Source organism: Xenorhabdus sp. PB30.3 (genome assembly GCF_963895965.1).
GTDB lineage: Bacteria > Pseudomonadota > Gammaproteobacteria > Enterobacterales > Enterobacteriaceae > Xenorhabdus > Xenorhabdus stockiae.
Genome location: NZ_CAWQMW010000009.1, coordinates 1 through 12690 on the forward strand (window position 1 = coordinate 1; position 12690 = coordinate 12690).

At 38.1% G+C, this 12690-nt stretch carries 9 protein-coding genes, 1 tRNA gene and 2 other RNA genes; 5 read left to right on the top strand and 7 right to left on the bottom strand.

The genetic code is table 11. The features are described 5' to 3' along the window. The first annotated feature begins 402 nt into the window (after positions 1-402). Positions 403-1266, top strand: a complete 864-nt coding sequence (locus AACX38_RS01270; protein ID WP_099108094.1) for a LysR family transcriptional regulator — start codon at positions 403-405, stop codon at positions 1264-1266. Between the two features lie 400 nt (positions 1267-1666). Here AACX38_RS01270 and AACX38_RS01275 read toward each other — a convergent pair. The 5 genes from AACX38_RS01275 to AACX38_RS01295 form a co-directional block, all read right to left on the bottom strand. Next, positions 1667-1797, bottom strand: a non-coding RNA gene (locus AACX38_RS01275) — RtT sRNA. Positions 1798-1839: 42 nt separating this feature from the next. After that, positions 1840-1972, bottom strand: a non-coding RNA gene (locus AACX38_RS01280) — RtT sRNA. A gap of 41 nt (positions 1973-2013) precedes the next feature. Continuing rightward, a tRNA-Tyr gene (locus AACX38_RS01285) sits at positions 2014-2098 on the bottom strand. Between the two features lie 131 nt (positions 2099-2229). Then, on the bottom strand, positions 2230-3078 hold the full coding sequence (gene purU / locus AACX38_RS01290; protein ID WP_099108093.1) for a formyltetrahydrofolate deformylase: 849 nt from the start codon (positions 3076-3078) through the stop codon (positions 2230-2232). Between the two features lie 59 nt (positions 3079-3137). Then, a complete protein-coding gene (locus AACX38_RS01295; protein WP_228865577.1) occupies positions 3138-3599 on the bottom strand; it encodes a YchJ family protein in 462 nt (153 codons plus the stop codon). A 456-nt stretch (positions 3600-4055) separates the two neighbouring features. Between AACX38_RS01295 and galU the strand changes: the two genes are divergently transcribed. Genes galU through AACX38_RS01310 form a run of 3 tightly spaced genes read left to right on the top strand, consistent with a single transcriptional unit; the run spans position 4056 to position 7360 of the window. Then, entirely contained in the window at positions 4056-4973 is a 918-nt protein-coding gene (gene galU / locus AACX38_RS01300; protein WP_228865578.1) for a UTP--glucose-1-phosphate uridylyltransferase GalU, read from the top strand. A 24-nt stretch (positions 4974-4997) separates the two neighbouring features. Next, positions 4998-6341, top strand: coding sequence for a UDP-glucose dehydrogenase family protein (locus AACX38_RS01305; RefSeq protein WP_099121492.1), 1344 nt, complete (start codon positions 4998-5000; stop codon positions 6339-6341). Positions 6342-6349: 8 nt separating this feature from the next. After that, positions 6350-7360: an NAD-dependent epimerase gene (locus AACX38_RS01310; protein ID WP_228865579.1), complete on the top strand. Its 1011-nt coding sequence runs from the start codon at positions 6350-6352 to the stop codon at positions 7358-7360. A 226-nt stretch (positions 7361-7586) separates the two neighbouring features. Here AACX38_RS01310 and hns read toward each other — a convergent pair whose 3' ends face one another. Next, positions 7587-7988 carry a histone-like nucleoid-structuring protein H-NS gene (hns, locus tag AACX38_RS01315; protein ID WP_099121490.1) on the bottom strand — a complete coding sequence of 134 codons (402 nt, stop codon included), beginning with the start codon at positions 7986-7988 and terminating at the stop codon, positions 7587-7589. Positions 7989-8632: 644 nt separating this feature from the next. Here hns and AACX38_RS01320 point away from each other — a divergent pair. Next, entirely contained in the window at positions 8633-9238 is a 606-nt protein-coding gene (locus AACX38_RS01320; RefSeq protein WP_228865580.1) for a thymidine kinase, read from the top strand. 103 nt (positions 9239-9341) lie between these two features. Here AACX38_RS01320 and adhE read toward each other — a convergent pair whose 3' ends face one another. Next, a complete protein-coding gene (adhE, locus tag AACX38_RS01325; protein ID WP_228865581.1) occupies positions 9342-11987 on the bottom strand; it encodes a bifunctional acetaldehyde-CoA/alcohol dehydrogenase in 2646 nt (881 codons plus the stop codon). Between the last annotated feature and the right edge of the window lie 703 nt (positions 11988-12690).

The following is a 12690-nucleotide window of genomic DNA, read 5'->3' on the forward strand; positions in this document are numbered from 1 at the left end:
GTAATGCTCTGTTATATTCACATTCGATATTATGTTTTCAGGTGAGATTTTTTATTCTTGAAATTTATTCTATGTCACGCGTTACAAAAAATAATTAATGAAAAAGTAGAAGAGTTAATCAATCTCTGATAGAAAATTGAACCTGTAGGCCATGTTTATATTTATTAATGGTTTACATTCACGATGGAATATTCATCATGATACAGGTGAATAATATAGTTCATCTGAACCGCATTTTTGCATCAGGGGCTGGCATTTCATATAAATGCCATTTGAAAAATAGCTATTTTTATTGTACAAAATTATACCTTCACAATATCAAGTTTGATTTAGCGGTTACCTGATGAGAAGGCCATTTCAAGGATATTATTTTAGCCACAAGTTACATAGGAACGGTGAATTATGTTTTTTTCTCGTAAATTAGAAGCATTCATGGCGGTGGTGGAAATGGGTTCTTTAAGCAAAGCGGCAAGAGTGATGAACCGTACGACTCCCCCAGTCGCTAAATCAATTAAAGACTTTGAGGCGACGTTAGGAAAGCGCTTATTTAAAAGGGAGAAGTTTGGGATGATACTGACTAAAGACGGAGCGGAACTATATAATGACTTAAAAGAACTTTATTTGAAAGAAAAAGAAATTACAAAGAAACACTTTAGTGGGACTATTTGTAATAGTGTTAATATCTACTATGATTGGGGGAAAGATAGGCACCTGATTTCGCTGTATAAAGCTGCAGATAGAAATAATGCTCAAGTTAATATATTACGATTCAGTTATGATAACATAGATGAAATAGTTGATTATGAGGGAAATACCATAATCCTAAGTTCTGAAAAAATCCTCAGTGATAGATTCAGTCTGGTGCGAAAAATTGAAGGCCAGAATTTAGGCGTTTGTTGTCGTCAGGAATTAATTGATGAATCCAATGGTGATTTAACTCAGCTATTGAAAAATAAAACATGGTTATGCGATCCAGTTCTCTATAAAAGTGATTTTATAAAGAATTTAGAAGAGGATATGCAGAAAAATGGAGAAAAGGCTAATATAAGACAAATGGACAATATGGAGTGTTGTCTTAATTTTATTCAGTCTAAAGATTATATTTTTATTACAGATGCCCGTTCTGGTGCATTAGAGGAAGGAAAAAGTTTGGGTTTTATTCCAATTTCACGAGCTGATGCAGTTAATCAGTGTTACGTCTATAAATCTAAATCACACTCAAGCGTGTTGAATCGTTTTATCGATTCTGTTAGTGATATGGAGTAACCGATTGCATAAGCGGAGCGAATTGCAGATCCTCCAGAGCTCCGCTATTGGTGTTCTGTGAGCACGCCAATTTTACAATATTCATTTACTCATTGAGTAAATTAGATGGTTCTTCCCCCAAGCAATATATCTGTTAGCTTTGACAGTAAATGCAAATAATGGAATATAATTTTGAATATGGTGGGGGAAGGATGACGCGCTACTACGATTTATACTCACCTTACATTTTTTTATCTCGCAGCTAAGAATGCCGCACATATCGTGATTTCATTGCGCTTATCTGAATATAGCCGAATAATTTCAATATATTCCCTAACGAAACTCGTGAAAATTGCTCTTTATTGAAGCAGGAAGCAATTTTACTTGAGTAATGTGATAGCTAATAAACGGATTATCTGGATGGTGTTGAGGAAGAATGATTTATCACCGAGCTTCCTCACTCTATGGACCAGTGCGCTGAGTGCTGTTATTTTGCTACGCTCAATTCGAACCTTAGTCGAAGATTCTCATCCTTCCCTTTGGGGATTAATTGGATTTTTTTATTTGTTGGCAGATTAAGATTCTATCATTAGATGGTGGTGGGGGAAGGATGATTCGTCACTTTGTTCTTCACCCTACGGGCCAATACGCTGTGCGTACTGTTATTTCGCTACGCTCAATTCGAACCTTGGTCGAAGATTCTCATCCTTCCCTCTGGGAATTAATTGGGCTTTCTATTTATTGGTAGATTAAGATTCTATCATTAGATGGTGGTGGGGGAAGGATTCGAACCTTCGAAGTCTGTGACGGCAGATTTACAGTCTGCTCCCTTTGGCCGCTCGGGAACCCCACCAGATTTTGAATTGTATGCTGTTGTTGTTAGCGGACGGAATCATATCAAATGAACCGCCGCTGTAAAGTAAATATTTAAAAATCAGCTATCAAGTGCTGGTTATTTAATCCCTGAGAGCAAATTTCATTCCATTATAAGATCACAGTGCGATTGCCATAGACAAATACTCGCTGAGAAAGAACAGAGTGTAATGCTTTACTCAGCACATTTTTCTCAACATCTCGTCCTGCCCGCATCATGTCCTCAGCCGTATAACCGTGATCCACATTAATTACATCCTGAGTGATGATAGGGCCTTCATCCAGATTATCATTGACGTAATGTGCAGTAGCGCCAATGATTTTAACTCCACGCTCATAGGCTTGATGGTAAGGACGGGCTCCAATGAATGCAGGCAGGAATGAGTGATGGATATTAATAATTTGATTCGGGTAATGCTGAACAAATGCAGGTGTTAAAACGCGCATATACTTAGCAAGTACAACATAATCGGGATTATATTGATCAATCTGAGCCATTAGCGCTTCGTCATGTTGTTCCCGGCTTAAACCTTCATGACTGATATGATGGAATGGAATACCAAACTGCTCAACTAATGATTGCAGAGTGGTGTGGTTACCGATAACTGCGGCTATCTCCACATCCAAGCCTTCGTAAGCACTTTTTACTAATATATCACCAATACAGTGAGCTTCTTTTGTTACCATGATAACAATACGGCGTCGGCCTGCTGTATTTAACTCACGGCTAGAGCCGGTAGGAAGGGCATCATCTAGGTCAGTCAGAAATGTTTCATCATTGAAGATACCTTCCAGCTCTGTACGCATGAAAAAACGGCCAGTTAGGTGGTCAACAAATTCACTATTCTGAACAATATTTAATTGATGCTTATAACAAATATTGGTGATTTTCGCGATTAATCCTTTGGAATCAGGACAAATAGTACGCAAGATTTTTTTTTGTATGATTGCGTTTTGCATGAATAATGTAACCTCAAATTTTTTACTGTGTGAATGATTTTGTTTGAAATTTATAGTTTTTAACTACAGCACTTTTTATATTTCTTTCCTGAACCACATGGGCACGGGTCATTGCGTCCAGTTTGAGGGCGAATACCATCAATATAGAACCAATGCTGTTCAATGCGTAAAAAACGGGAGCGCTCATGTATCAGTTGTCTATCTTGCTTTGCCTGTTCAATAAAGCAAGCTGAAAATTCGACATAGGCTTCGTCATTATGTAGACCTTTATCTGCGCTGATCACATTTAACCCCAGCCACTCGACACCGACAAAGCTTTGTTCTATTTCTGAGCGCCAGGTTTCGGCTTTACAGTCGGGATGCCAGGTTGCAATAAGATAATCAATATTTTTTGTTACATAAGCGCTATATCTGGAACGCATCAGAGATTCAGCATTTGGGGCAGGGCGATGATTATCAAGATAGGGGCTGCAGCAGTGTGCGAAAGATAAGCTGCTACCGCAGGGGCATATTGTTGTCAAAATAACTCCGGTGAATTAAAAAAGTTGTTGTTTATGTGAACAATACTGTAAGGGTGTGTAGGAATATAACTAGCAATAATCTATCTGATAATACCTGAATACAGAGCTTGGTCGCAATGTTTGCCCAGAGTGCAACTAGCCATAGCTGTCTATATTATCGAGACATCTCTTATGCCCACTTTCGCTATAATAAAACGGATACTTGTTAGATACATGTACCTTGTATGTATATTTGCTACGGTAATGTTATGTATTGTCATATAAAAAACATAATTAAACTTCCATTAACTGTATATCTGGTTAAGTTAGCTGATATACTCTTGCGCGCTATTTTTTAGTATGTGATTCTTTTCACATATTCAATTTTTGATACATACATTTTTTTAAAGAGTTGGTGCTATTGTTTAAACTGCAAAAAGGAGTTTTTCGCAACAAATAGCCATAGGAGACAATGTAATGTCAGTCACAAATAACAAAGTGAATAAAGCTGTGATCCCAGTTGCTGGCTTGGGAACTAGGATGTTACCAGCTACCAAGGCTATTCCTAAAGAAATGCTGCCTCTGGTTGATAAACCGCTGATTCAATATGTTGTTAATGAATGTATTAAAGCAGGAATTAACGAGATTATTCTGGTTACACACTCATCCAAAAACTCGATAGAAAATCATTTTGATACCAGTTTTGAACTGGAAGCAATTCTGGAGAGAAGGGTCAAACGTCAGCTATTGGATGAAGTTCAGTCTATTTGTCCGAGCCATGTGACAATCATGCAAACCCGTCAGGGGATTGCAAAAGGGTTGGGGCATGCAGTGTTATGCGCTAAGCCACTGATTGGGGATGAACCGTTTGCCGTTATTCTGCCTGATGTTATTTTGGATGAATACAGCACAGATTTATCGAAATACAACCTGAGCGAAATGTTGTCACGTTTTAACGAGAATGGTGCGAGTCAGATACTAGTCGAGCCAGTTCCTTATGAAAGCGTTTCTGACTATGGTATTGTTGACTGTTTCGGGGAAAATTTACAACCTGGTGACAGTAAGCCGATTGCCCGTGTTGTTGAAAAACCTAAACCTGAAGAGGCACCATCGAATCTTTCCATTGTAGGTCGTTACGTACTATCTGAAAAAATCTGGCCACTATTAGCAAAAACTGCGCCGGGTGCAGGGGATGAAATCCAGCTTACTGATGCTATTGCTATGCTGATGGAAAAAGAGCCGGTTGAAGCATATCACTTAAAAGGCCGTAGCCATGATTGTGGTAATAAACTGGGTTATATGCAGGCGTTTGTTGAATATGGAATGAAGCATAAGCAATTGGGAGAATTATTTAAAGACTGGATTATGACTTTGCAGAATCAGATTGAAAAATAATCTATTGGTAATTTAGGATGTGAGATGAAAGTAACTGTATTTGGTATTGGCTACGTTGGCTTAGTCCAGGCAACTGTGTTTGCTGAGGTAGGGCACGACGTACTTTGTGTTGATGTTGATGCAAAAAAAGTTGAAAACCTAAAAAATGGGCAGATCCCTATTTTTGAGCCGGGGTTGGAACCTCTGGTTAAGAAAAACTATGCACAAGGGCGTCTGAATTTTACGACAGATGCCAAAGCTGGTGTAGCACATGGCAAATTACAGTTTATCGCTGTCGGAACACCTCCTGATGAAGATGGCTCAGCAGATCTACAATATGTCACTGCCGTAGCCCGTACCATCGCAGAAAATATGGATAGTCATAAAGTGGTGGTTGATAAATCAACTGTCCCTGTAGGTACCGCGGATAAAGTCAAAGCTGTGATGCAGACAGTTTTGGCTGAACGTGGGGTGAGTATTCCATATCATGTCGTATCCAATCCTGAGTTTTTGAAAGAGGGAGCTGCAGTTGCTGACTGCATGCGTCCTGAGCGTATTATCATTGGTTGTGATGACGATGGTGTGGTTGAAGTTATGAGAGAACTGTATGAGCCGTTCAATCGTAACCATGACCGCATGATAGTTATGGATATTCGTAGTGCAGAACTGACAAAATATGCAGCTAATTGCATGCTAGCTACCAAAATTAGCTTTATGAATGAAATTGCTAATCTGGCAGAAATGCTGGGCGCTGATATTGAACATGTACGTCAGGGGATTGGTTCTGATTCACGTATTGGATATCATTTTATTTATCCGGGTTGTGGATACGGTGGTTCATGTTTTCCAAAAGATGTCCAGGCACTAATTCGTACTTCAGAGCAGATTGGCTATACACCAAAGATTTTACAGGCAGTTGAGTTGGTTAACGAAAAACAAAAAAGAAAACTACCTTCTTTCGTTAAACATCATTTTGGGACCGATTTATCTGGTAAAACATTTGCCATATGGGGACTATCATTTAAACCTAATACCGATGATATGCGAGAAGCGTCAAGCCGGGTATTGATGGAAGCCTTATGGGAAAGTGGTGCTAAAATACAGGCTTATGATCCGGAAGCAATGCAGGAAACTCAGCGTATTTATGGGCAGCGTGATGATCTTGCTTTGATGGGAACAAAAGAAGCGGCCTTAAAAGGTGCTGATGCTCTTATTATTTGCACAGAGTGGCAAAACTTTAGAGCACCTGATTTTGATCTTATAAAAGACTCGCTTAATACTCCGGTTATTTTTGATGGGCGTAATCTTTATGATCCGGAACGCTTGCAAGCCAGAGGGTTTACATATTATGGCATTGGCCGTGGTGACTCTATCAATCCAGTTATTTGAGTTGTGATATGAAATTTTTAGTAACAGGTTCCGCTGGTTTTATTGGTTTTCATGTAAGCCAGCGGTTATTGAATATGGGATATGAAGTTGTCGGCATTGATAACATCAATGATTATTATGATGTTAATTTGAAGCAGGCAAGATTAAATTTATTACTCCCTCATCCCGGTTTTAAATTTGAAAAGCTAGATTTAGCTGATAGAGCCGGGATCGCTGAATTGTTTACTAAGCACCAATTTCAGAGAGTTATCCATTTAGGGGCTCAACCGGGTGTTCGTTATTCAATACAGAACCCAATGGCATATATTGATGCCAATATTGTTGGTCATATGAATATTCTTGAAGGGTGTCGTCACAACAATGTTGAGCATTTATTATATGCATCTTCAAGCTCAGTATATGGGTTAAATAAAAAACAACCATTTTCTACTGATGATTCGGTTGATCACCCGGTCTCTTTATACGCAGCGACCAAAAAAGCTGATGAATTAATGTCTCACAGTTATTCACATCTTTATAAATTACCAACCACAGGTTTACGATTCTTTACGGTATATGGTCCGTGGGGACGTCCTGATATGGCTTTATTTAAGTTTACTAAAGCGATGTTAGAGGAGCGGCCTATTGATGTTTATAATCATGGAGATATGGTAAGGGATTTCACATATATTGATGATATCGTCGAGTCTATAATCAGATTACAGGCTATTATTCCCGAACCTAATAAAGATTGGTCAGTTGAAACTGGTCAAGTCTCTGCTAGCTCAGCGCCATATCGTATTTATAATATTGGCAATGGCCAGCCAACAAAATTGGGTGATTTTATTGAAGCTATTGAAGCTTCATTAGGGATAAAAGCAGCGAAAAACTTTATGGAAATTCAGGACGGCGATGTTCTGTCTACTTGTGCGGATTCCAGTGCGCTGTACGAGAAAATTGGTTTTTCTCCTAATACACCAGTAAGAGAGGGTGTGAAACAATTTGTTGATTGGTATCTGGATTTTTATCAGATGTCTTAACATCAGTCTAATAATAAGAAAAGGAGCTATTAGCTCCTTTTTTAATTCTATGTTAATAAAAAACCAAGTTAATGTTAAATTGTTTTTTTCACACCGAGAATGCAAAAGAGCATATAATCGGTTGTGTTCGTACATCAGCCCATAATTAACTTAGTTAAGTTTATTAACCATAAAACAAAAATACCCTTCATAGGGTATTTTTGTTATTAGACGACAAAGTAACTGATTAGATCAGAAAATCTTCCAGATTCTTGCCTTCTTCTTCAATTGCTTTTTTGATTACAGCTGGGGTACGGCCTTGGCCAGTCCAGGTTTTAGTTTCGCCTTCGTCAATATATGAATATTTAGCTGGGCGAGTAGCGCGCTTAGATTTACCAGAAGCTTTACCACTTAAAGCGTCTACTAAATCGCTTAATTCAATACCGTCTTTTTCCAGCATTTCACGGTATTCTTGAAGTTTACGTGTGCGCTCTTCTATTTGAGCACGAGCCTGGCTTTCTTCATCACGACGTTCTTCAACAACAATCGTCAGTTTTTCCAGCATTTCTTCTAAAGTAGCAAGTTCACATTCTCTTGCTTGTGCGCGCAAAGTACGGATGTTATTTAGGGATTTTAAATTTTCGCTCATTGTCCTGGTCTCAAATTATAATGATGATGGCTGATGTATGGATAATAATAGAATGCTATTTTATTTTCTGCAATAGTGAATTTACTTTCTAAGGCTAAAAGATCCATTTTTAAAATGCAATTTTTTTGATAATCGATATATTGTGTTTTAATTCTACTATTGGATTTATCATTTCTCGATAACGGTTAGACGTAGATTACTCAAAGCTGCTCAAGGATTAACTTAGACATATAAAACTAATTTATAGTCAATCTGTAAGATATGCTAACTATTCATCTGAAAATAAATTGGTTTTCAAGTGTGAGATGAAATTTTTTTTATGGGTAATCCACTGGTTATGATTATAGCGATGTAGATCGAGTAAAAGTAAACCGTTTTGATTATTAATATGCAAATTGTGGAATATAAAATCGATATTTACTTCTGATATTAATTTTGTTCATTTGTCATGCAGTAAGTGCTTATCGTGCTGATTTTATATGCACAACTGTGATGACTATCATAAAAATATGTCTTTTACTTTCATTTCGTTTTTCTCTCATATCCCATTTGGTCAATAACAAAGGATAACCTTGAGTTAAGTTTGTGGTAAACTTGCGGGGATATATTGCTTGATTAAATTTGACAAGAGGACGGACGGGCCAATGGCTCAGCTTTATTTTTATTATTCTGCTATGAATGCAGGAAAATCAACTTCATTATTACAGTCTTCCTATAACTATAACGAAAGAGGAATGAGGACGTTGATTTTTACAGCAGAAATAGATACACGATTTGGAAAAGGGAAGGTAAGTTCCCGTATTGGGCTATCTGCGGATGCCTTACTGTTTTCACCAGACATTAATATTGCTGAGCTTATCAGACGTGAAAATGATGCAGAAAAGATTCATTGTATTTTGATTGATGAGTGTCAGTTTTTAACAAAAGAACATGTTGAGCAGCTTTGTGAAATTGTTGATTACGATGATATTCCTGTTCTCTGTTATGGGCTAAGGACAGATTTTCAGGGAGAGTTATTTAAAGGCAGCCAATATCTTCTTGCCTGGGCGGATAAATTAGTTGAACTGAAAACAATCTGCCATTGTGGAAGAAAAGCAAGTCGTGTACTGCGTTTTGGCTGCGATGGGAATGTTGTTTATGATGGGGCACAGGTAGATATTGGTGGTAATGAAAAATATGTCTCAGTGTGCCGTAGGCACTATTATGACGTCATTCATGAAGCTAAAGCCAAAAAAGCTGAACAGATATAGTCCGTTTGTATGAGTAATACGATTAAATTAGAAAAATGAATTAATAAAAAGGCATCAGATATATACTGATGCCTTTTAGATTACATTAGTTTATTATTTCTTATTATTTTTCAATTTTAGCGCCTTCCTGTGATATGGGCGATTCTATAAACTTACGTCCATAGAAAGAATCCAGCAACAATTGTTTTAATTCAGCAATTAGCGGGTAACGAGGGTTTGCACCGGTACATTGATCATCAAAGGAATCTTCTGCGAGTTTATCAATTTTTGCCAGAAAATCACTTTCCTGAACTCCGGCCGCACGGATTGAGTCTGGAATATTAAGTTGAGATTTTAATTCTTCTAACCATGCCAGCAGTTTTTCAATTTTAGTAGCGGTGCGGTCACCCGTTTTACTTAATCCTAAATGTTCTGCAATTTCAGCGTAACGGCGTCTTGCCTGAGGACGGTCATATTGACTGAATGCAGTTTGTTTAGTTGGATTATCATTGGCGTTATAACGTATTACATTACAGATAAGCAGAGCGTTTGCTAATCCGTGTGGAATATGGAATTCAGAACCAAGTTTGTGAGCCATAGAATGACAGACACCTAAAAAGGCATTGGCAAAAGCGATCCCGGCGATAGTTGCGGCATTATGGACACGTTCACGGGCTACTGGGTTTTGGGCCCCCTGCAGGTAGCTGGCAGGGAGAAAATCTTTCAGCAGTTTTAGCGCCTGTAAAGCCTGCCCATCAGAGTATTCATTGGCTAAAACAGACACATAAGCCTCCAGCGCATGGGTGACGGCATCTAAGCCACCAAAAGCACATAATGATTTGGGCATATCCATGACAAGGTTTGCATCGACGATAGCCATATCTGGTGTTATTGCATAATCCGCCAATGGATATTTCTGACCGGTGATATCATCAGTCACAACAGCAAAAGGTGTGACTTCTGAGCCAGTACCCGAGGTGGTTGTAATAGCGACCATTTTTGCTTTTATACCCATTTTCGGGAATTTATAGATACGTTTCCGAATATCCATAAAGCGTAATGCCAATTCTTCAAAATGAGTTTCAGGATGCTCATACATTACCCACATAATTTTGGCTGCATCCATCGGTGAGCCACCACCGAGAGCAATAATGATATCTGGTTTGAACAAACGCATTTGCTCAGCACCTTTTCGGACAATACTTAAAGTAGGGTCAGCTTCAACTTCAAAAAATACTTCTGTTTCTACATTATGAGATTTTAAGACCCTGATGACTTGATCGGCATAACCATTATTAAATAAGAAAGAATCTGTCACGATAAAGGCTCGTTTGGCACCATCCGTTGCGACTTCTTCCAGAGCAACCGGTAATGAGCCACGACGGAAATAGATAGATTTAGGGATCTTATGCCACAGCATATTTTCAGCTCTTTTCGCGACAGTCTTGGTATTAATCAAATGTTTTGGCCCGACGTTCTCTGAAATGGAGTTTCCGCCCCAAGAACCGCATCCGAGCGTCAGGGAAGGAGAGAGTTTAAAATTGTAAAGGTCGCCAATACCACCCTGAGATGCAGGAGTATTAATTAAGATACGGGCCGTTTTCATTTTATCGCCAAAATATTTAATACGGGCAGCTTGATTGTCTTGGTCGATATAAAGTGAAGAGGTGTGACCAATTCCCCCCATTTCAACTAATTTTTCTGCCTTTCCGACGGCATCTCCAAAATCTTTTCCCCGATACATAGCTAATAAAGGTGATAATTTTTCATGGGCGAATGGTTCTTTTTCATCCACGATTGTCACTTCACCAATAAGAATTTTTGTATTTTCGGGAACGCTGATACCTGCCATTTCTGCTATTTTGACGGCTGGTTGACCGACAATTGCGGCATTCAGGCTGCCATTTTTCAAAATAATATTTTGAACTGCTTTCAGTTCTTTTCCTTGTAGGATATAACCTCCATGACTGGAAAAGCGCTCACGGACTTGTTTATAAACGCTGTCAACCACAATAACAGATTGTTCAGAAGCACATATCACACCGTTATCGAAAGTTTTGGACATTAAAATCGATGCAACAGCCCGTTTGATGTCAGCTGATTCATCAATCACAACAGGGGTATTACCTGCCCCAACTCCGATAGCGGGTTTACCTGAGCTGTAGGCGGCTTTTACCATTCCGGGACCGCCAGTTGCCAGAATGAGATTAATATCAGGGTGATGCATCAACGCATTTGAGAGCTCAACAGACGGTTCGTCTATCCAGCCGATAATGTCTTTTGGTGCACCAGCAGCGACAGCCGCTTGTAAAACGATCTCTGCTGCTTTATTTGTGGCATTTTTAGCTCGTGGGTGTGGAGAAAAAATAACACCGTTACGGGTTTTCAGGCTGATAAGCGCCTTGAAAATGGCGGTTGAGGTTGGGTTGGTTGTCGGAACAATACCACAAATAATACCGACAGGCTCCGCTATAGTGATCGTACCAAAAGTATCATCCTCAGATAAAATTCCACAGGTTTTATCATCTTTATAGGCGTTATAAATGTATTCAGAAGCAAAATGGTTCTTGATTACTTTATCTTCTACAACCCCCATTCCCGATTCAGAGACAGCTAATTTCGCCAGCGGGATACGGGCATCAGCAGCAGCAAAAGCAGCTGCACGAAATATTTGGTCAACCTGTTCCTGTGAAAAGCTGGCGAATTCTCGTTGAGCTTTTTTCACGCGAGCAACTAATTCGTTCAGTTCAGCAACCTGAGTGACAGCCATAAAGATTACTCCTAATGAAAGTTAAATTTTTTCAGGGAATTGGTTGTTCGATTATTGTGACTGAAAGTCATGTCGTGAAATTCGTCACTAACATACTTGCATAAATACTGCCAATTACCTTAAAAAACTTTATTAATTCATATTGTTAAAAATGGTTTATGTGTTTTTTCTGAGAATGGCTTTTGGACACAGCTTATCATCGGAGGATTTTTGAATAGTGATTTAGATCATGAAAACAGCAAGCTGACACCATTCAGCTATTAGTTTTTTGATAATGATTATCAAAAAAGTATTAGAGAATATTTTAAATATTTATTTAACTTTTACGAAATTATTTGTTAAGTAAATTTTGGTAATATATTTTATGATAAAATAAGTGAAAAATAATTAACAGACATCCAATAAAGAGTATGGTTAGTTAATAAAAGCTTTTCTATTTTTCACTAAAAATCTTTCCATTATTTATTTAACTGCTTGTTTTTTCGAGTTGAGTAATACTGTTTTTGACACATTCATTCATGACATAACCGTCTATTACTGGATGTTGTTGCAATATTTTGTGATGAAGACGGTCTTTTAATCTGTGATGATTGCATTTTGTTAAAATAATGTTTATTTTCTTTTTTTGTTTGAATCTTAGTGTGATCCGATAGATAAAATCAAATGAGAAAAATTATTTTTATCAAAGTGTTATTGATTTCTC

Coding starts and splice junctions, on each gene's coding strand:
- AACX38_RS01270 (WP_099108094.1), top strand. CDS start 403: ATGTTTTTTTCTCGTAAATTAGAAGCATTCATGGCGGTGGTGGAAATG.
- purU (WP_099108093.1), bottom strand. CDS start 3,078: ATGCAAAACGCAATCATACAAAAAAAAATCTTGCGTACTATTTGTCCT.
- galU (WP_228865578.1), top strand. CDS start 4,056: ATGTCAGTCACAAATAACAAAGTGAATAAAGCTGTGATCCCAGTTGCT.
- AACX38_RS01305 (WP_099121492.1), top strand. CDS start 4,998: ATGAAAGTAACTGTATTTGGTATTGGCTACGTTGGCTTAGTCCAGGCA.
- AACX38_RS01310 (WP_228865579.1), top strand. CDS start 6,350: ATGAAATTTTTAGTAACAGGTTCCGCTGGTTTTATTGGTTTTCATGTA.
- hns (WP_099121490.1), bottom strand. CDS start 7,988: ATGAGCGAAAATTTAAAATCCCTAAATAACATCCGTACTTTGCGCGCA.
- AACX38_RS01320 (WP_228865580.1), top strand. CDS start 8,633: ATGGCTCAGCTTTATTTTTATTATTCTGCTATGAATGCAGGAAAATCA.
- adhE (WP_228865581.1), bottom strand. CDS start 11,987: ATGGCTGTCACTCAGGTTGCTGAACTGAACGAATTAGTTGCTCGCGTG.